The 18,139-nt window shown below is 70.4% G+C and carries 15 protein-coding genes; 10 read left to right on the top strand and 5 right to left on the bottom strand.

Annotation, left to right across the window (positions count from 1 at the left end; genetic code table 11):
• The first annotated feature begins 103 nt into the window (after nucleotides 1-103).
• The 3 genes from xseA to KY5_RS26285 all read left to right on the top strand — a co-directional run bounded on the left by xseA (nucleotide 104) and on the right by KY5_RS26285 (nucleotide 2,327).
• A complete protein-coding gene (gene xseA, locus KY5_RS26295) occupies nucleotides 104-1,321 on the top strand; it encodes an exodeoxyribonuclease VII large subunit (RefSeq protein WP_098244536.1) in 1,218 nt (405 codons plus the stop codon).
• A gap of 9 nt (nucleotides 1,322-1,330) precedes the next feature.
• The gene (locus KY5_RS26290) at nucleotides 1,331-1,588 is read left to right on the top strand and encodes an exodeoxyribonuclease VII small subunit (RefSeq protein WP_098244535.1); all 258 of its coding nucleotides are present in this window, start codon (nucleotides 1,331-1,333) and stop codon (nucleotides 1,586-1,588) included.
• 148 nt (nucleotides 1,589-1,736) lie between these two features.
• The gene (locus KY5_RS26285) at nucleotides 1,737-2,327 is read left to right on the top strand and encodes a malonic semialdehyde reductase (RefSeq protein WP_098244534.1); all 591 of its coding nucleotides are present in this window, start codon (nucleotides 1,737-1,739) and stop codon (nucleotides 2,325-2,327) included.
• A gap of 83 nt (nucleotides 2,328-2,410) precedes the next feature.
• On the opposite strand, the gene KY5_RS26280 is transcribed toward KY5_RS26285, so the two are convergent.
• A complete protein-coding gene (locus tag KY5_RS26280) occupies nucleotides 2,411-2,929 on the bottom strand; it encodes a DUF4245 domain-containing protein (protein ID WP_098244533.1) in 519 nt (172 codons plus the stop codon).
• 154 nt (nucleotides 2,930-3,083) lie between these two features.
• Between KY5_RS26280 and glpX the strand changes: the two genes are divergently transcribed.
• Nucleotides 3,084-4,115, top strand: a complete 1,032-nt coding sequence (gene glpX, locus KY5_RS26275) for a class II fructose-bisphosphatase (RefSeq protein WP_098244532.1) — start codon at nucleotides 3,084-3,086, stop codon at nucleotides 4,113-4,115.
• A 133-nt stretch (nucleotides 4,116-4,248) separates the two neighbouring features.
• On the opposite strand, the gene KY5_RS26270 is transcribed toward glpX, so the two are convergent.
• Complete coding sequence (locus KY5_RS26270; protein ID WP_098244531.1) at nucleotides 4,249-4,662, bottom strand: WhiB family transcriptional regulator; 414 nt, start codon at nucleotides 4,660-4,662, stop codon at nucleotides 4,249-4,251.
• A gap of 126 nt (nucleotides 4,663-4,788) precedes the next feature.
• The gene (locus KY5_RS26265) at nucleotides 4,789-5,478 is read right to left on the bottom strand and encodes a DUF1707 SHOCT-like domain-containing protein (RefSeq protein ID WP_098244530.1); all 690 of its coding nucleotides are present in this window, start codon (nucleotides 5,476-5,478) and stop codon (nucleotides 4,789-4,791) included.
• A gap of 182 nt (nucleotides 5,479-5,660) precedes the next feature.
• Here KY5_RS26265 and KY5_RS26260 point away from each other — a divergent pair, with 182 nt between their 5' ends.
• A complete protein-coding gene (locus KY5_RS26260; protein ID WP_199843243.1) occupies nucleotides 5,661-7,328 on the top strand; it encodes a fumarate hydratase in 1,668 nt (555 codons plus the stop codon).
• Nucleotides 7,329-7,453: 125 nt separating this feature from the next.
• On the opposite strand, the gene KY5_RS26255 is transcribed toward KY5_RS26260, so the two are convergent.
• Complete coding sequence (locus KY5_RS26255) at nucleotides 7,454-8,992, bottom strand: ricin-type beta-trefoil lectin domain protein (protein ID WP_098244528.1); 1,539 nt, start codon at nucleotides 8,990-8,992, stop codon at nucleotides 7,454-7,456.
• A gap of 123 nt (nucleotides 8,993-9,115) precedes the next feature.
• Between KY5_RS26255 and KY5_RS26250 the strand changes: the two genes are divergently transcribed.
• From KY5_RS26250 to KY5_RS26230, 5 genes are all read left to right on the top strand, one after another.
• Complete coding sequence (locus tag KY5_RS26250; RefSeq protein ID WP_098244527.1) at nucleotides 9,116-10,528, top strand: class II fumarate hydratase; 1,413 nt, start codon at nucleotides 9,116-9,118, stop codon at nucleotides 10,526-10,528.
• 73 nt (nucleotides 10,529-10,601) lie between these two features.
• Nucleotides 10,602-11,285, top strand: coding sequence for a DUF402 domain-containing protein (locus KY5_RS26245; RefSeq protein ID WP_098244526.1), 684 nt, complete (start codon nucleotides 10,602-10,604; stop codon nucleotides 11,283-11,285).
• A 116-nt stretch (nucleotides 11,286-11,401) separates the two neighbouring features.
• A complete protein-coding gene (locus KY5_RS26240; RefSeq protein ID WP_234362871.1) occupies nucleotides 11,402-12,043 on the top strand; it encodes a class I SAM-dependent DNA methyltransferase in 642 nt (213 codons plus the stop codon).
• A gap of 62 nt (nucleotides 12,044-12,105) precedes the next feature.
• Nucleotides 12,106-14,169, top strand: a complete 2,064-nt coding sequence (locus KY5_RS26235) for an ATP-binding SpoIIE family protein phosphatase (RefSeq protein ID WP_199843241.1) — start codon at nucleotides 12,106-12,108, stop codon at nucleotides 14,167-14,169.
• Nucleotides 14,170-14,251: 82 nt separating this feature from the next.
• Nucleotides 14,252-15,694 (top strand): catalase, encoded by a 1,443-nt coding sequence (locus tag KY5_RS26230; RefSeq protein ID WP_098244523.1) that lies wholly within the window; start codon nucleotides 14,252-14,254, stop codon nucleotides 15,692-15,694.
• Between the two features lie 84 nt (nucleotides 15,695-15,778).
• Here KY5_RS26230 and KY5_RS26225 read toward each other — a convergent pair whose 3' ends face one another.
• Entirely contained in the window at nucleotides 15,779-18,019 is a 2,241-nt protein-coding gene (locus tag KY5_RS26225; RefSeq protein ID WP_098244522.1) for a transglycosylase domain-containing protein, read from the bottom strand.
• Nucleotides 18,020-18,139 lie beyond the last annotated feature (120 nt).

The following is an 18,139-nucleotide window of genomic DNA, read 5'->3' as shown; positions in this document are numbered from 1 at the left end:
GGGGAACTGCGCGCCCAGCCCAGAGCGACCCGCGCAGAAGCGACCGCACACGCCCACCCCAAGACACGGCGTCCGTGTCACACCCGCCGACTACGCTCACCACATGGCTCTCAACACGTCCGCGGACACCCCGCTACCCGTCGGGGAGGTGTCACGCCTCATCGGCGGCTGGATCGACCGGCTCGGTGCCATCTGGGTCGAGGGGCAGATCACGCAGCTGTCCCGCAGGCCGGGCGCGGGCGTCGTCTTCATGACGCTGCGCGACCCGTCGCACGACATCTCGGTGAGCGTGACCTGTTACCGCCAGGTGTTCGACGCCGTGGCGGACGTCGTCTCCGAGGGCGCGCGCGTCGTGGTGCACGCCAAGCCCGAGTGGTACGCGCCGCGTGGCCAGCTCTCCCTGCGGGCCGCGGAGATAAAGCCGGTCGGCGTCGGTGAACTGCTCGCGCGGATCGAGCAGTTGAAGAAGAGCCTGGCAGCCGAGGGGCTCTTCGCGCCCGAGCGCAAGAAGACGCTGCCCTTCCTGCCGCAGCTCATCGGGCTCGTCACGGGCCGCGCGTCGGCCGCCGAGCGCGACGTTTTGGAGAACGCGCGCCACCGCTGGCCCGCCGTCCGCTTCGAGGTGCGCAACGTGCCCGTCCAGGGCGTGCACGCGGTGCCGCAGGTCGTCCAGGCCGTGCAGGACCTCGACGCGCTCGACGCGGTCGACGTGATCATCGTGGCGCGGGGCGGCGGCAGCGTGGAGGACCTGCTGCCGTTCTCGGACGAGCAGCTGGTGCGGGCGGTGGCGTCCTGTCGTACGCCCGTCGTGTCGGCGATCGGCCACGAACCGGACAACCCCCTGCTCGACCACGTGGCCGACCTGCGCGCCTCCACGCCGACCGACGCGGCCAAGAAGGTCGTGCCGGACGTCGGCGAGGAGTACGAGCGCGTGCGGTGGCTGCGGGACCGCGCGCGGCGCAGCGTGGACGCCTACCTCGACCGCGAGGAGCGCGGCCTCGCGCACGCCCTGGCCAGGCCCTCGATGGAGCATCCGCACCGGATGATCGAGGAGCGCGAGGAGCAGGTGGCCGCGCTCGTCGACCGCAGCCGCCGCACGCTCGGGCACCTCCTGGACCGGGCGGGCTCCGAGCTGACGCACACCCACGCGCGCGTGGTGGCCCTCTCCCCCGCCGCGACCCTCCAGCGGGGGTACGCGGTGCTGCAGAAGACGGACGGCTCCGTGGTCCGCGACCCCGAAGAGGTGGGCGCCGACGAGGAGTTGCGGGCCCGCGTCGCCGGGGGCGAATTCACCGTACGAACCACACAGGACGACATTTAGGGTGGGCTCATGACCAGCACAACGGACGAGGCCGCGGGCCCGGCGGACGCCCTCGGCTACGAGCAGGCGCGGGACGAACTCATCGAGGTGGTGCGCCGCCTGGAGGCCGGTGGCACGACCCTGGAGGAGTCGCTGGCCCTGTGGGAGCGCGGCGAGGAGCTGTCGAAGATCTGCCGCCGCTGGCTGGACGGCGCCCGCGCCCGCCTGGACGCGGCGCTCGCGGCTCCGGAGGCGGACGGCGACCCGGAGGACGACGCCGACTCCTGAGACGGCACCACCCTGACCTGCGCCCCTGTGAGGCGGATCACGCAGCCCCAGCTTTGGTTGAAAGTTGAACAGTGACGGCGTAGTGTCATGGACGCAAGCCCGGAAACGGGCATGGCAGACACCCCCGTACGTATCGAGAAGGTTGATCATGTCTCTCGCCCTTGACCCCGCCGCCCAGGACCTGCTCTTCCGCGAGGCCCGCACCGCGAACACCTTCACCGACGAGCCGGTCTCCGACGAGCAGGTTCAGGCGATCTACGACCTGGTCAAGTACGGCCCGACCGCCTTCAACCAGTCGCCGCTGCGCGTCACCCTGGTCCGCTCGCCCGAGGCCCGCGAGCGCCTGGTCGCGCACATGGCCGAGGGCAACCGGCCGAAGACCGCCACCGCGCCGCTCGTCGCGATCCTCTCCGCCGACAACGAGTTCCACGAGGAGCTCCCGGCGCTGTTCCCGCACTTCCCGCAGGCCAAGGACGCCTTCTTCTCCGAGCGTCCGGTCCGCGAGCAGGCCGCCGCGCTCAACGCCGGCCTCCAGGCCGCGTACTTCATCGTCGGCGTGCGCGCCGCCGGCCTGGCCGCAGGCCCGATGACCGGCTTCGACTTCGCCGGTGTCCAGAAGGAGTTCCTGGACGACGACCACACCCCGCTGATGGTCGTCAACATCGGCAAGCCGGGCGACGACGCCTGGTTCCCGCGCTCCCCGCGCCTCGCCTACGACGACGTCGTCACGACCGTCTGAGCGAACCCCCGAACGACGCGAAGGGCCCCCGGCACACCGCCGGGGGCCCTTCGCGCATGCGCGCTCTTACTGGTCAGAACGGGTCAGGACGTCTTCAGCGACTCGGCCATCTTCGTCAACTGACCGAACGACGCCGTGCCGAGGACGACCGTCGTGGCGCCCTTCTCGGTACGCACCAGGGCGTCGTACGCCTCGCCCTCGTACCGCTGCCACTCCTGGCCGCCGATCTCCTCGGTGGCCTTGGTGCGCTTGGCTTCCTTGGTGACGGCCTCGACGAACTTGGCCGGCTTCTCCGTGGACTGCTTGATCGCCACGTACTCGCCGTCCGGATCGAGGAAGCCGAGGTGCCAGCTGTTGTGCTCCTCGCCCCTGTACCGCACCGACGTCGCCTTCCAGCCCTTGGAGAGACCCTCGGGCGCCGCCACCGGATAGGGCGCGCCACGGCGGGCCGTCAGGAGCTCCACGCGGTAGTCCTTCCGCTCGACCGGGGTCTTGGACTCGTCATGCGGGATGAAGAGGTAGATCACACCCGCGACGAGGGCGATCACCACCAACGACCACAGCATGTTCTTGACGGTCTGGTTGCCTTGTCTTCCTGCCACGCCCCCATGCTCTCAGGCGCCGGATCCAGCCCTTCCCCCGGTGCCCGGTCCGCTCATGCGTGGGGCCCTCTGCTCATTTTGTCAGCCTGCGGATAGAGTCATTCACAAATCCCTCATCCGGCCGTCGTCGTATCAAGCAGAAAGGTGCGCTCCGATGACCGAGCATCATCTCCCCTCCGAGCTCGAGGTTTCTCCCGAGGCTCCCGACCGCAACCTCGCCCTCGAGCTGGTCCGGGTCACCGAGGCGGCCGCCATGGCCGCGGGCCGCTGGGTCGGCCGCGGCGACAAGAACGGCGCCGACGGCGCCGCCGTCCGGGCCATGCGGACCCTCGTCTCCACCGTCTCGATGAACGGCGTCGTCGTCATCGGCGAGGGCGAGAAGGACGAAGCCCCGATGCTCTTCAACGGGGAGCACATCGGCGACGGCACCGGCGCCGAGGTCGACATCGCCGTCGACCCGATCGACGGCACCACGCTGACCGCGAAGGGCCAGCCGAACGCCATCGCCGTGCTCGCCGCCGCCGACCGCGGCGCCATGTTCGACCCGTCGGCCGTCTTCTACATGGACAAGCTGGTCACGGGCCCCGAGGCCGCGGACTACGTCGACATCAACGCGCCCGCTTCGGTCAACATCCGCCGCGTCGCCAAGGCCAAGAACTCCTCGCCCGAGGACGTCACGGTCATGATCCTGGACCGCCCCCGGCACGAGGGCATCGTCAAGGAGATCCGCGAGACCGGTGCCCGCATCAAGTTCATCTCGGACGGCGACGTCGCGGGTTCGGTCATGGCCGTCCGCGAGGGCACCGGCGTCGACCTGCTCATGGGCATCGGCGGCACCCCCGAGGGCATCATCTCGGCCTGTGCGATCAAGTGCCTCGGCGGTGTGATCCAGGGCAAGCTGTGGCCGCAGGACGACGCCGAGCGCCAGCGCGCCATCGACGCGGGCCACGACCTGGACCGCACGCTCTCCACGGACGACCTCGTCCGCGGGGACAACGTCTTCTTCGTCGCGACCGGCATCACCGACGGCGAGCTGCTCCAGGGCGTGCGCTACCGCGCGGCGAACGCGTCGACGTCCTCGCTGGTCATGCGCTCCAAGTCGGGCACGATCCGCAAGATCGACTCCGATCACCGGCTGTCGAAGCTGCGCGCGTACAGCGCGATCGACTTCGACCGCGCCAAGTAGGCGCCGCGCGCCGGAGCGAGCACCGCATACGTCGAAGGGGGCGCCCCGTGCGGGGGGCGCCCCCTTCGGCGTACGCGATCGGGCCCGCGTGAATCGGGCCTGAGGGAATCGGGCCCGCGGAACGTGGCCCCGCCTACCCCGCGGCGGCGATTCCCGCCGTGTGGGCGGCCTTCTTCAGCTCCAGGTCACGCCTGCGGCGCCGGGCCAGGACCACGCGGCGCTCGGCGGCGGTGAGGCCGCCCCACACCCCGTACGGCTCGGGCTGGAGCAGGGCGTGCTCGCGGCACTCGACCATCACGGGGCAGCGGGCGCAGACGCGCTTCGCCGCCTCTTCGCGGGAGAGCCTGGCCGCGGTCGGCTCCTTGGACGGTGCGAAGAACAGTCCGGCTTCGTCTCGGCGGCACACGGCTTCCGTGTGCCATGGGGCGTCATCGTTCCTGTCCCGCACTGGCACCCCTCCCCAAGCGCTCGACTGCGCTCGTGCAGGGGACACCCCATCGGCCGGCACGGCGGCGACCTGCAGGGACTGATGCGACGGTTGCAGCACGGTCTACTCCTGACGACGGCTTCGCGAGCGAGAGACGATGCAGCAAGCTCTACCCGCTGTGTACGCGCCTATGCACTGAGTTCCGATATACGGAGGTTCAACTACCCTGTGCGGCGCGTGCCGTTGTCAGTGACCGAGGTGTTTGCGCATCTGCCGGTGCAGATCGCGGACGATCCTGCCGCGCTTGGGCCGCGCCTCGATGTTGCCGAGGAGCGCGAAGCCGTCGACGAAGACGACCGGGGCGTCCTGCTCGGCGGAGTCGAGCGTGTCCACCTCGAAGTTCCCGAGGATGCCCGTGCCGCTGCCGCGCAGCGACACGTTCTCCGGGACGCGGACCTCGACCGAACCGAAGATCGAGACCGCCTTGATGACCACCTGGCGCTGCTCGAAGATCGCCTCGCTCAGGTCGATCTCGACGCTGCCGAAGATCGCGTACGCGTGCGTGCGGCGGCCCACGCGCCAGCGGCCCTTGCGGACGCTGCTGCTGAGCACCGCGACCAGGTTCTCGTCGGCGACCGGCGGGACGGCGCCCGGCGACGGCCTCGCGGGGGCGGGGTCGGCGGCGCGCGCCGCGGCGGGCGCGGTGCCGTGCGCCGCGGGCAGGTCCCTGACCAAGGGCTCCAGCTCGGCCATGGTCTTGGCGCCGTAGACCCCCTCGATCCGCTCCGCGTGCTCCTCGGCGGTGAGGCGGCCCTCGGCCAGGGCCTCGCGGAGGATGTCCGCCGTGCGGTCCCTGTCGGCGTCGGAGGCGCGGAGCGAGCCCGGCGCGTCGGTTGCGGCGGGAGCGGGCGGCGAGGGGCGCTTTTCGAGGTCCACACCAGCAGCGTACCCAAACGCGATAGATCGCGACTACCCCCTGTGGACAACCCGGGGGGACCGATCGCGGCGGATGTACTGAGCCTTACCTCACAAACCCGGCCCGCCCCACGCGCTCTACGCTGGTTGGCGCGTCGCCAATGGAGGCCGCGCCGCTGTCTGCCGAGTGAGGAATGGCCGTAATGCCAGAGTTTGCGTACTCCGATCTGCTCCCGCTGGGAGAGGACACCACCCCGTACCGGCTGGTGACCGCCGAGGGTGTCTCCACCTTCGAGGCCGACGGGCGGACGTTCCTCAAGGTCGATCCGGAGGCGCTGCGCAAGCTCGCCGCCGAGGCGATCCACGACATCCAGCACTACCTGCGGCCCGCGCACCTGGCCCAGCTGCGGCGCATCGTCGACGACCCGGAGGCGTCGGGCAACGACAAGTTCGTGGCGCTCGACCTGCTGAAGAACGCGAACATCGCGGCGGCGGGCGTGCTCCCCATGTGCCAGGACACCGGCACCGCGATCGTGATGGGCAAGCGCGGCCAGAACGTCCTCACGGAGGGCGGCGACGAGGAAGCGCTCTCGCACGGCATCTACGACGCGTACACGAAGCTGAACCTGCGCTACTCCCAGATGGCCCCGCTGACCATGTGGGAGGAGAAGAACACCGGCTCCAACCTGCCCGCCCAGATCGAGCTGTACGCGACCGACGGCGGCGCCTACAAGTTCCTCTTCATGGCCAAGGGCGGCGGCTCGGCGAACAAGTCGTTCCTCTACCAGGAGACGAAGGCCGTCCTGAACGAGTCCTCCATGATGAAGTTCCTGGAGGAGAAGATCCGCTCGCTGGGCACGGCCGCGTGCCCGCCGTACCACCTGGCGATCGTCGTGGGCGGCACGAGCGCCGAGTTCGCCCTGAAGACCGCGAAGTACGCCTCCGCGCACTACCTGGACGAGCTGCCCGCCGAGGGCTCGGCGACGGGCCACGGCTTCCGCGACAAGGAGCTCGAGGAGAAGGTCTTCGAGCTCACCCAGAAGATCGGCATCGGCGCGCAGTTCGGCGGCAAGTACTTCTGCCACGACGTGCGCGTGGTGCGCCTGCCCCGGCACGGCGCCTCGCTGCCCGTCGCGATCGCCGTCTCCTGCTCGGCCGACCGCCAGGCCACCGCGAAGATCACCGCCGAGGGCGTCTTCCTCGAGCAGCTGGAGACGGACCCGGCGCGCTTCCTTCCCGAGACCGAGGACTCCCACCTGGACGAGTCGGCCGACGTCGTGAAGATCGACCTCAACCAGCCGATGGACGACATCCTCGCCGAGCTGACCAAGCACCCGGTGAAGACCCGGCTCTCCCTCACCGGCCCGCTCGTCGTGGCCCGCGACATCGCGCACGCCAAGATCAAGGAGCGGCTCGACGCGGGCGAGGAGATGCCGCAGTACCTGAAGGACCACCCCGTCTACTACGCCGGTCCCGCGAAGACCCCCGAGGGCTACGCGTCCGGCTCCTTCGGGCCGACGACGGCGGGCCGGATGGACTCCTACGTAGAACAGTTCCAGGCCGCGGGCGGCTCCAAGGTCATGCTGGCCAAGGGCAACCGGAGCAAGCAGGTCACCGACGCGTGCGACGCGCACGGCGGCTTCTACCTGGGCTCGATCGGCGGCCCCGCCGCGCGCCTCGCGCAGGAGTGCATCAAGAAGGTCGAGGTCGTCGAGTACGAGGAGCTCGGCATGGAGGCGGTCTGGAAGATCGAGGTCGAGGACTTCCCCGCGTTCATCGTCGTCGACGACAAGGGCAACGACTTCTTCCAGAACCCCGCTCCGGAGCCGACGTTCACGCACATCCCGGTGCGCGGTCCCGGCCAGGCGTAGTACGGGAAGGGGCCCTCTCGGCGAGAGGGCCCCTGAGCGACCGGCCTCGGGTGCGCCCCGTAAGGGGCGCGGGGAACCGCGCGACCAGCCACGACGCACCCGCGGAAGAGGTCCGGCAGATGGCGTCAGGCGAACCGCTGGTTCGCCGCCCCCGTGCACTTCTGGAGCCGCACCGGCTCCTTCGCTCCCGCCAGGGTCAGGCAGAGCCCGCCCTCGGCGGCGGGCCGAACCGTCCCCGACTGGCGCACGAACTTCTGGTTGTCACCGCCGTGGCAGTTCCACAGGGTGACGGCCGTGCCCTCCTTGTACGACCCTTCGGGCACGTCCACGCAACGGTCCTGGGTCAGGCCCGTGTGCAGCGACTTCTGGGTGTCGTCGTACCACCAGGTCTGGTTGCGGTTGCCGGTGCAGTCCCAGCCCTGGACCTTGGTGCCGTTGCGGCTCTTGGACGCGTCGACGTCCACGCAGGTCCCTGTGCCCTCGTTCTTGAGGGGCTTGTACGCGTCGTCCCAGGCGCCCTTGTAGAGCTTGGGGCTGCCCGTGCTCGCCGGGTCGGCGCAGCTTCCCTCGCCGTAGCCCGAGTTGTAGATCTGGGTCAGGCAGGACGCGAAGGCCGCGTGGCCGCGGGCGTTCGGGTGGAAGGACTGGCGCACCGAATTGGAGTCCGGCGGGAAGGGGTTGGACACGTCGATGTACAGACCGCGCGCCCAGGTGTCCTCCATGCAGACCTCGTGGCCCTGGAAGAGGCGCGAGTTGTCGAGGTAGGTCGCGCCCGCGTTCTTGGCAGCCTTGCGCATGCCGGTGGCGAAGGTCGGCACCGCGTAGTTGCGGCCCCACTCGGTGTCGGAGTCGTAGCCGAGGCCGCCGCAGACCAGCTTGCCGGGGAACGTGGGGTTGTCGCGGAAGTCGGGGCCGATCGGGCTCGGGTACCCCATGGCGACGAGCTTGTAGTCGCCCGCCTGGTAGCCCGCGTCCTTCATGACGGTCTTCAGGTCGCGGATGGACTGCTCGACCTTGGGCACGAGCCCGTCGACGCGCGCCTGCCAGCCGTCGTTGTACTTGCCCGCGCACGCGCCCTGGCTGAGCAGGAAGCGGGTGACGCAGTCCGTCATCACCCCGGAGAAGTTCAGGTCGTCGTTGGCGCCGATGACGAGCAGAATCGTCTTGATCTTGGTGTTCCGGGCCTTGATCGCGAGGTTGTCGCTCTGCACCAGCTCATCGGCGTACTGCTTCTGACCGCCGATCTTGATGTTGACGGTCTGCGCCCCCGAGCACGCGACGTTGTACGTCACGTCGGCCGGGATGCCCGTGCGGTGTATCGCGGCGTCCGGCGAGCGGTGGCACCAGTTGTCCGGGCCGTCCGTGCCGGGTTCGTACGTGCCGACGCCCTCGCCGGAGATCTCGCTGTCGCCGAGCGAGATCAGGCCGGTCTTGCGGTCGGCCATGGGGCGCTCGCCCGGGCTGCCGTAGAGCTTGGTGGCCTCGTCCGCCCGGATCTTCTCCAGCTCGGGCGGGAGCGGCGTCGACGCGGGCGCCTTCGCCGCGCCCCCGTCCGCCGCCTGGGCGGGCACCGCCGCCGCCGTGCCGAGCACGGCCGCCATCGCGACCGCCGCCGCGAACGAACCTCGCAGACGGCCCCGTCCGCTGCGCCTGATGCGCTTCATTGCGCCTCCCCGGTGTGGTGTTACCCAGGGTTTTACTGGCCGGTAGCAGGGCTTGGGAATACCTGGAACAAGACAAGTGCTCAACTTTTTACGGGGTTTGGACGGAGAGGTAGGTTCGAGAGCATGACCAGCGACGCCAGCGACGACCGCACCGGCGAGTACCGGACCGAGCACGACTCCATGGGCGAGGTGCGGGTTCCCGCGCACGCCAAGTGGCGTGCGCAGACCCAGCGCGCGGTGGAGAACTTCCCCATCTCGGGGCAGACCCTGGAGCGGGCGCACATCGCCGCCCTGGCACAGATCAAGGCGGCCGCCGCCAAGGTCAACGCCGGGCTCGGGGTGCTCGACGAGGACGTCGCCGACGCCATCGCCGGCGCGGCCGCCGAGGTCGCCGAGGGGCGCTGGGACGACCACTTCCCCGTGGACGTCTTCCAGACCGGCTCCGGCACCTCGTCCAACATGAACACCAACGAGGTCATCGCCACGCTCGCCACCGAACGGCTCGGCCGCGACGTGCACCCCAACGACCACGTCAACGCCTCGCAGTCCTCGAACGACGTCTTCCCGTCCTCGATCCACATCGCGGCCACCGGCGCGGTGACCGGGGACCTGATCCCCGCCCTCGACCACCTCGCCGCCGCCCTGGAGCGCAAGGCCGAGGAGTTCGCGGACGTCGTGAAGTCCGGGCGCACGCACCTCATGGACGCCACGCCCGTCACCCTCGGCCAGGAGTTCGGCGGGTACGCGGCGCAGGTGCGCCACGGCGTCGAGCGGCTGCGCGCCTCGCTGCCGCGCCTGGCCGAACTGCCGCTCGGCGGCACGGCCGTGGGCACCGGCATCAACACCCCGCCCGGCTTCTCCGCCGCCGTCATCGCCGAGGTCGCGCGGGCGACCGGGCTGCCGCTGACCGAGGCGCGGGACCACTTCGAGGCACAGGGCGCGCGGGACGGCATCGTCGAGACGAGCGGCCAGCTGCGGACGATCGGCGTCGGCCTGACGAAGATCGCGAACGACCTGCGCTGGATGGCCTCGGGGCCGCGCACGGGTCTCGCCGAGATCAGCCTGCCGGATCTGCAGCCCGGTTCGTCGATCATGCCGGGCAAGGTGAACCCGGTGCTCCCGGAGGCCGCGCTGATGGTCGCCGCGCAGGTCACGGGGAACGACGCGACCGTCGCCGCGGCGGGCGCCGCGGGCAACTTCGAGCTGAACGTCATGCTGCCCGTCATCGCCAAGAACGTCCTGGAGTCGATCCGGCTGCTCGCCAACGTCTCGCGGCTGCTCGCCGACAGGACCGTCGACGGGATCACCGCGAACCGGGAGCGGGCGCGGGAGTACGCCGAGTCCTCGCCGTCCGTCGTGACGCCGCTGAACAAGTACATCGGGTACGAGGAGGCGGCGAAGGTCGCCAAGAAGTCCCTCGCCGAGCGGAAGACGATCCGCGAGGTCGTCCTCGACGAGGGGTACGTCGACCGCGGCGCGCTCTCCCTCGACCAACTGGACGAGGCGCTCGACGTGTTGCGCATGACGCACCCCTGAGCCCCTCGCCGCGTCGGCCCGCCGCTGAGCGATCTCCATCCGCCCGCGACGGGTCGGCGTCTAATATCTGTTCATGACAGACCTCGACGGGAACACGGCGGCGGACGGGGCGGCCCGGTGGGCGCCCGGGGAACACATCCTGTGGCGGTACCGGGAGAACGCCGGGCGCCGGTTCCACATCTGTCGCCCCGTCACCGTCGTACGGGACAGCCCGGACCTGCTCGCCGTGTGGATGGCCCCCGGCACCGAGCTGATGAAGCCGGTGATCGCCGACGGGACCCCGGTGCACCGCGAGCCGCTCGCCACCCGCTACACCAAGCCGCGCGCCGTCCGCAGGGACCACTGGTCGGGCACCGGCGTCCTGAAGCTGGCCCGCCCCGCCGAGCCGTGGTCGGTCTGGCTGTTCTGGGAGGCCGACTGGACGTTCAAGAACTGGTACGTGAACCTCGAGGAGCCGCGCACTCGTTGGGATGGCGGGGTGGATTCCGAGGATCACTTTCTGGACATCTCCGTGCGCCCCGACCGCAGCTGGCGCTGGCACGACGAGGACGAGTTCGCGCAGGCCCTCCGGGTGGGCCTGATGGGCGCGGGAAAGGCCGCTGACGTCCGCGCGGCGGGCCGGGACGCCCTTGACGTGATCGATGCGTGGGGGGCACCTTTTTCGGACGGCTGGCAGCACTGGCGTCCCGATCCGTCCTGGGTCGTACCCTCCCTGCCGGATGACTGGGACCGTACGCCCGCGCATGTGTCCTCATGAGACCCTTGATGCGCCCCCGTGGTTCAAACGTAGGATCGTCCTCCGCAAGGGCGCACAGCAGTAACTCGGTGGGTCTGCACGGTGCCTGACAGGAAGTCATCGAGGGGCGGCAGAACGTGAGCGAGGACCGCAGGGGTCAGGCCGAGGCCTTCGACGCCATCGGGCAGCACTACGACGACGCCTTCCCGCACAAAGAGGGTCAGTTGGCCGCGGGACGCCTGCTGCTCGACGCGCTCGCGCCCGGCTCCAGGATCCTGGACGTGGGCTGCGGAACGGGTCTGCCCACCGCCGCGCAGCTGGCCGGATCGGGTCACACGGTGCTCGGCACGGACATCTCTTCGGGCATGCTCGAACTGGCGGGAAAGAACGTCCCGGCAGCGGAGTTCCGGCAACTGGACATCGCGGACCTCAGGGCCGAAGGCCCGGACGGGGTCGGTACGTTCGACGCCGTCGCGTGCTTCTTCGCCCTGCTGATGCTGCCGCGCGCCGAGATCCCCGGCGCGCTGCGGCGCCTGCGCTCGCTGCTGCGTCCCGGCGGCCTGATGGAGCTGTCCATGGTCGAGGCCGACCTGGACGACTCGGCAATTCCGTTCCTGGGGCACACGATCCGGGTATCGGGTTACCTGCGGGACGAACTGCGGCAGGTCGTACAGGACGCGGGCTTCGAGATCACCGGCGAGGACACGTACTCGTACGCCCCCGCGAGCGCCGACGCACCACCGGAACACCAGGTCTTTCTGCACTGCCGACGCGGCTGAGCAACGTGCAACGCTGGACGGCGCGCACGGCGCGCAGCCCCGGACGGACGGATTCGAAACGCGTGACGGAGCACCTCACCCCCCACGAGGGTCGCAAGGCACCAGGTGCCAGGACGACCGCCCCCGCGGACCCGCGCGGGGCGCTGCTGCGTTCCCCCGAGACGCCTCAGGGCGGGGGCGCCGCCCTACCGGCACAGGCACGCACGGGCGACGCGCCCTCGGGAGCCCCGATGACGTCAGGTGACGAGCACTCTCAGCCCTCCGCGTACTCCGCCGCCGAGCCCGACCCGCACCGGCCGCGCCCCGAGCCCGAGGGCGGCCCCGCCCCGCAGGGCCCGCCGGACGGCGAGGAGCGGCGCACCGGGCAGCCGAGGCCGCCGGGGACAGGCCCCACCGCGATGCGGCGCGACGGCGACCGGCTGCGCTACGTCGGCGCGGCCACCCGGCGCATCGCGCGCGGCATCGACCTCGACGAGATCGTGATGGGCCTGTGCCGGGCGACGGTGCCGACGTTCTCCGACGCGATCCTGGTCTACCTGCGCGACCCGCTGCCGGTCGGCGACGAGCGGCCCACCGGACCCCTGGTGCTCCGCCTGCGCCGCACCGACCGGCTGCGCTCCATCGACGAGAGCTCCGAGGACCCGGACACCGAGAGCGGCGGCACGCTGCCCGCGCTCCAGGTCGTGCAGCCCGACATCACCGACGTCATGTCCACCGCGGAGCTGTGCGAGGTGCGTCCCGGCGGCGCGCTCGCCGAGGTCCTGCGGGGCGTGCGTCCGGTCTTCGCGGACTCGGCGGCGGCCCGCGCCGCGCTGCCCGAGCTGCTCGGCGAGGGCCGCACGGTGCCCTCGGGGCAGCGGGCGATCCTGGCCCCGCTGCGGGGCAGGCGCCGGGTGATCGGCGCCGCGGTCTTCCTGCGCCGCCCCGACCGTCCCGCGTTCGAGGCGGACGACCTGCTGGTGGCGGCGCAGCTGGCCACGCACAGCGCGCTCGGCATCGACAAGGCCGTCCTGTACGGCCGCGAGGCGTACATCGCCGACGAGCTGCAGCGCACGATGCTGCCCGAGACGCTGCCGCGCCCGACCGGCGTGCGGCTCGCCTCGCGCTATCTGCCCGCCGCGGAGACGGCCCGGGTCGGCGGCGACTGGTACGACGCGATCCCGCTGCCCGGCAGCCGGGTCGCCCTGGTCGTGGGCGACGTCATGGGGCACTCGATGACCTCGGCGGCGATCATGGGCCAGCTGCGGACGACCGCGCAGACCCTCGCGGGGCTCGACCTGCCGCCCCAGGAGGTCCTGCACCACCTGGACGAGCAGGCCCAGCGGCTCGGCTCGGACCGCATGGCGACCTGCCTGTACGCGGTCTACGACCCGGTCTCGCACCGCATCACCATCGCCAACGCGGGCCACCCGCCGCCCGTCCTGCTGCACCTGGGCGGCCGCGCCGAGGTGCTCCGGGTGCCGCCGGGCGCCCCGATCGGCGTGGGCGGCGTGGACTTCGAGGCGGTCGAGCTCGACGCCCCCGCGGGCGCCACGCTGCTCCTGTACACGGACGGGCTCGTCGAGTCCCGCCTGCGCGACGTGTGGACCGGCATAGAGCAGCTGCGGGAACGGCTCGCCGCCACCGCCCAGTTGACGGGCCCCGACCACCCGCCGCCCCTGGAGGCCCTCTGCGACGAGGTGCTCGACATGCTCGGCCCTGGCGACCGGGACGACGACATCGCGCTGCTCGCCGCCCGCTTCGACGGGATCGCGCCCAGCGACGTGGCGTACTGGTTCCTGGAACCCGAGGACGCGACGCCGTCCCGGGCCCGCCGGCTGGCCCGCAGCGCCCTGGTGCGCTGGGGCCTGGAGGACATGACGGACTCGGTGGAGCTGCTGGTCAGCGAGGTCGTCACCAACGCCGTGCGGTACGCGTCGCGCCCCGTCACGCTGCGCCTCCTGCGTACCGACGTGCTGCGCTGCGAGGTCGGCGACGACGTGCCGCAGCTGCCCAGGCTGCGGCAGGCGCGGGCGACGGACGAGGGCGGGCGCGGCCTGTACCTGGTCAACAAGATGGCGCGGCGGTGGGGTGCCACGCGTCTGAGCACCGGAAAGGTGGTCTGGTTCGAACTGAACCGGAATTAGACCCGGTCCAAATGTTGCCGACATCCCGTCGGCAGCGTTCACTGGCGTGTGTGCCCGAGCTGCCACCAAAGGGAGGACGCTCATGACGTACACGACCAACAACGCCGGGATCCCGATCGAGAGCGACGAGCACTCGCTCACCGTCGGCTCGACGGGCCCCATCCTGCTCCACGATCACTACCTCATCGAGAAGATGGCCCAGTTCAACCGCGAACGGGTCCCCGAGCGGGTGGTGCACGCCAAGGGTTCCGGAGCGTACGGGACCTTCGAAGTGACCAACGACGTCAGCCAGTTCACCAAGGCCGACCTCTTCCAACCGGGCAGGCGCACCGAGATGCTCGCGCGCTTCTCGACCGTCGCGGGCGAGCAGGGCTCCCCCGACACCTGGCGCGACCCCCGCGGCTTCGCGCTGAAGTTCTATACCGAGCACGGCAATTACGACATGGTCGGCAACAACACGCCGGTCTTCTTCGTCCGTGACCCGATCAAGTTCCAGGACTTCATCCGCTCGCAGAAGCGCACGTTCGGCAGCGCGCTGCGCGACCACGACATGCAGTGGGACTTCTGGACCCTCTCCCCCGAGTCCGCGCACATGGTGACGTGGCTGATGGGCGACCGGGGCATCCCGAGGACGTACCGCCACATGAACGGGTACAGCTCGCACACCTACATGTGGATCAACGGCGGCGGCGAGAAGTTCTGGGTGAAGTACCACTTCAAGACGGACCAGGGCATCGAGTTCCTCACCCAGGACGAGGCCGACACGCTGGCGGGCACCGACGGCGACGCGCACCGCCGCGATCTGCACGACGCGATCGCGCGCGGCGAGCACCCGAGCTGGACGCTGAAGGTCCAGGTCATGCCGTTCGAGGACGCGGCGGACTACCGCTTCAACCCGTTCGACCTGACGAAGGTGTGGCCGCACGGCGACTACCCGCTGATCGACGTCGGCCGGATGACGCTGAACAAGAACCCCGAGGATTTCTTCGTCCACATCGAGCAGGCCGCGTTCGAGCCCTCCAACATGGTGCCCGGCATCGGCCCGTCGCCGGACAAGATGCTGCTCGGCAGGCTCTTCTCCTATCCGGACACGCACCGCTACCGGATCGGCCCCAACTACGCGCAGCTGCCGCCCAACCACGCGCGTGCGCCGATCAGCTCGTACGCCAAGGACGGCGCGATGCGCTACGAGCCCCCGAACGTGGCGCGCCCCTACGCCCCGAACTCCTACGGAGGCCCCGCGGCGCCCGTACAGCAGTCCGTCGACCCGGCGGGCTGGCAGGTGGTCGGCGAGATGGTCCGCGAGGCGTACGCGCTGCACGCCGAGGACGACGACTTCGGCCAGGCGGGCACGCAGGTCAGGCAGGTCCTCGACGACGCCCAGCGCGAGCGTCTGGTCGGCAACATCAGCGGCCATCTGCTCGACGGCGTCTCCAAGCCGGTGCTCGACCGCGCCCTGCAGTACTGGCGCAACGTCGACAAGGACCTCGGCGACCGGGTCGCGGCCAAGGTCAGCGAGGGCTGACCGGCCCGCCCTACGACGCGAAGGCGCCCCGGACCTCGCGGTCCGGGGCGCCTTGCGTGCCGTGCGGGCGTCAGTCCCTGCCCATCAGTCCCTGTCCAACAGTGAGTCGTCCGGATCGTCAGGGAGCCCGGCGGAACTCGACGGGTCCGGATCCTGGGTGGGCGGCTTGGTCGTCGGAGTCGGCGTCGTCGGCGGAGCCGTGGGCGTCGTCGGCGTCTGCGTCGGCTCGGTCGGCTTCGTCGTCGGCTTCTTCGTCGGGTCGTCGTCCGGCTTCGTCGGCTCGTTCGTCGGTTCCTTGGGCTCCCCGGTCGTCGGCTCCACGGGCGGGGCGATGGCCGCGCCCATGCTCGTGTCGAGGTCGAACTCGCTCGGCGCGCCCATCGCGTCGAACGTGTACGCGGCCCAGATCTCGGAGGGGAAGCCGGAGCCGTTGACGCGCTTGAAGCCGCCCGCGCCCCTCATGGACACCTGGTTGCCCTTCTCCCCCTCGCCGAACAGGCCGACCGAGGTGACCAGCTTGGGCGTGTAGCCCGTGAACCAGGCCGACTTGTTGTCGTCGGAGGTACCGGTCTTGCCCGCGATGTCCTGCGAGGCGTTGCGCACCGCGCGGCCCGTACCGTCGTCGACCACGCCGGTCAGGACCGAGGTGATCGAGTCGGCGGTGCCGCGCTTGATGACCTCGTCACCGATCGGGTCCGGCAGGTCGACGGTGCGGTCCTTGTGCTCGACGGAGGCGACGAGGGCCGGGGTGACCTTCTTGCCGTGGTTGTCGAGCGTGGCGTAGACGCCCGCCATCTCCAGCGGGCTCGCGCCCATGGAGCCGAGGGTCTGGGCGGGCACCGCGGGCACGCCCTTGACGTCCATGCCGAGCTTGCCCGCCGTCTCCAGGACCTTGGGCATGCCCACGTCCACGCCCATCTGCGCGAAGACGGAGTTGACGGACTTGTTCATCGCCTTCTGGACGGTGACGGGTCCGTAGCTGACGTCGTCCTCGTTGGGCGGTGCGAAGGCCACGTCGCCGCCCTTGACCGGGCGCTCGCTGGTGCCGTCGTAGACGGTGCTCGCCGTGATCGGCTTGCCGTCCTGCGTCGTGGAGCCGTTCTCCAGGGCCGCGGCGAGGATCAGCGGCTTGAAGGTGGAGGCCGACTGGTAGTCGCGGCGGGTGGCGTTGTTCGTGTAGTGCTTCACGTAGTCCTCGCCGCCGTACATGGCGAGGACCTTGCCCGTCTTGGGGTCGACGGACGCGGCGCCCGCCTGGACCCGGGCGTCCGCCTTGTTCTTCTTGCGGTCGAGCTTGTCGTTCAGCTTCGCGTCGACGGCCTTTTCGAGCTGCTTCTGCTTCTTCGGGTCGATGTTCAGCGTGACCGTGTAGCCACCGGCCTCGAACTCGGCCTCGCTGAGGCCGCTGTTGCGCAGGACCTCGCGCTTGGCCTCCTCCACCAGGTAGCCGATCTGGCCCTCACGGCCTGGCGGCGCCTTGGGGTTCTCGGGCGTCGGGAACGTCATCCCGGAGCGCTTGCCGGAGTCCAGCCAGCCCTCCTCGACCATGTTGTCGAGGACGTAGTTCCAGCGCTGCTTCACGAGCTTCTTGCCGGTCGGCGTCGCGGCCGCCCAGTCGTACTGGCTCGGGGCCTGGAGCAGCGCGGCGAGGTAGGCGCCCTGCCGCACGTTCAGCTTCTTGGCGTCGATGCCGTAGTACGCCTGGGCGGCGGCCTGGATGCCGTAGGCGCCGCGGCCGTAGTAGCTGGTGTTGATGTAGCCCGCGAGGATGTCGTCCTTGCTCGTCTCGCGGTCCACCTTCAGCGAGACGACGAGCTCCTTCAGCTTGCGGCTGACGGTCTGGTCCTGGCTGAGGTAGTAGTTCTTCACGTACTGCTGGGTGATCGTCGAGCCGCCCTGCTTGCCCTTGCCGGTCAGCGTGTTGAGGACGCCGCGGGCCGTGCCCTTGAAGTCGATGCCCTCGTCCTTGTAGAAGGACTTGTTCTCGGCGGCGACGAAGGTCTTCTGGACGTCCTCGGGGACCTTGTCCAGGTCGACGATCTCGCGGTTCACGTCGCCCGTGCGCGCGATGACCTTGCCGTTGCTGTACCGGTAGACGTTGCTCTGCTTCTTCGCGGCGGCATTGCCCTCGGGGATGTCCACCACGAGGTAAAGGATCACGAAACCGAGCATGCCGAGCAGGCAGAACCCGAAGAACGTCCCGAGGATCTTCTTCCAGGTGAAGAAGCGGCGTATGCCGGTGCGCTTGCCGCCGGACGGGCGCCCACGGCGCGCTGCCCTGCGGGCACCGCGCGTCCGCGCTTGTCGTGCTTCGGCTCGGCCCATGACTGAGAGTGCTCCGCTTCCGTCTAGTCCTCATGCGTACGTCGAGTCAGCTCATGAAGCTAACACCGCACCTCGGGGCAAACTCCTGCCGATCCGGTCTTTTCCGGACGTGACAATGAG

It is taken from the genome of Streptomyces formicae, from assembly GCF_002556545.1.
GTDB classification, from domain to species: Bacteria; Actinomycetota; Actinomycetes; order Streptomycetales; family Streptomycetaceae; genus Streptomyces; species Streptomyces formicae_A.
The sequence above is the reverse complement of the archived record's forward strand: the minus strand, read 5'-3'. Positions and strand labels throughout refer to the sequence as shown.

Excerpts from the sequence above, each read along its gene's own strand:
- xseA (WP_098244536.1), top strand. The coding sequence starts at position 104 with ATGGCTCTCAACACGTCCGCGGACACCCCGCTACCCGTCGGGGAGGTG.
- KY5_RS26290 (WP_098244535.1), top strand. The coding sequence starts at position 1,331 with ATGACCAGCACAACGGACGAGGCCGCGGGCCCGGCGGACGCCCTCGGC.
- KY5_RS26285 (WP_098244534.1), top strand. The coding sequence starts at position 1,737 with ATGTCTCTCGCCCTTGACCCCGCCGCCCAGGACCTGCTCTTCCGCGAG.
- glpX (WP_098244532.1), top strand. The coding sequence starts at position 3,084 with ATGACCGAGCATCATCTCCCCTCCGAGCTCGAGGTTTCTCCCGAGGCT.
- KY5_RS26260 (WP_199843243.1), top strand. The coding sequence starts at position 5,661 with ATGCCAGAGTTTGCGTACTCCGATCTGCTCCCGCTGGGAGAGGACACC.
- KY5_RS26255 (WP_098244528.1), bottom strand. The coding sequence starts at position 8,992 with ATGAAGCGCATCAGGCGCAGCGGACGGGGCCGTCTGCGAGGTTCGTTC.
- KY5_RS26250 (WP_098244527.1), top strand. The coding sequence starts at position 9,116 with ATGACCAGCGACGCCAGCGACGACCGCACCGGCGAGTACCGGACCGAG.
- KY5_RS26245 (WP_098244526.1), top strand. The coding sequence starts at position 10,602 with ATGACAGACCTCGACGGGAACACGGCGGCGGACGGGGCGGCCCGGTGG.
- KY5_RS26230 (WP_098244523.1), top strand. The coding sequence starts at position 14,252 with ATGACGTACACGACCAACAACGCCGGGATCCCGATCGAGAGCGACGAG.
- KY5_RS26225 (WP_098244522.1), bottom strand. The coding sequence starts at position 18,019 with ATGGGCCGAGCCGAAGCACGACAAGCGCGGACGCGCGGTGCCCGCAGG.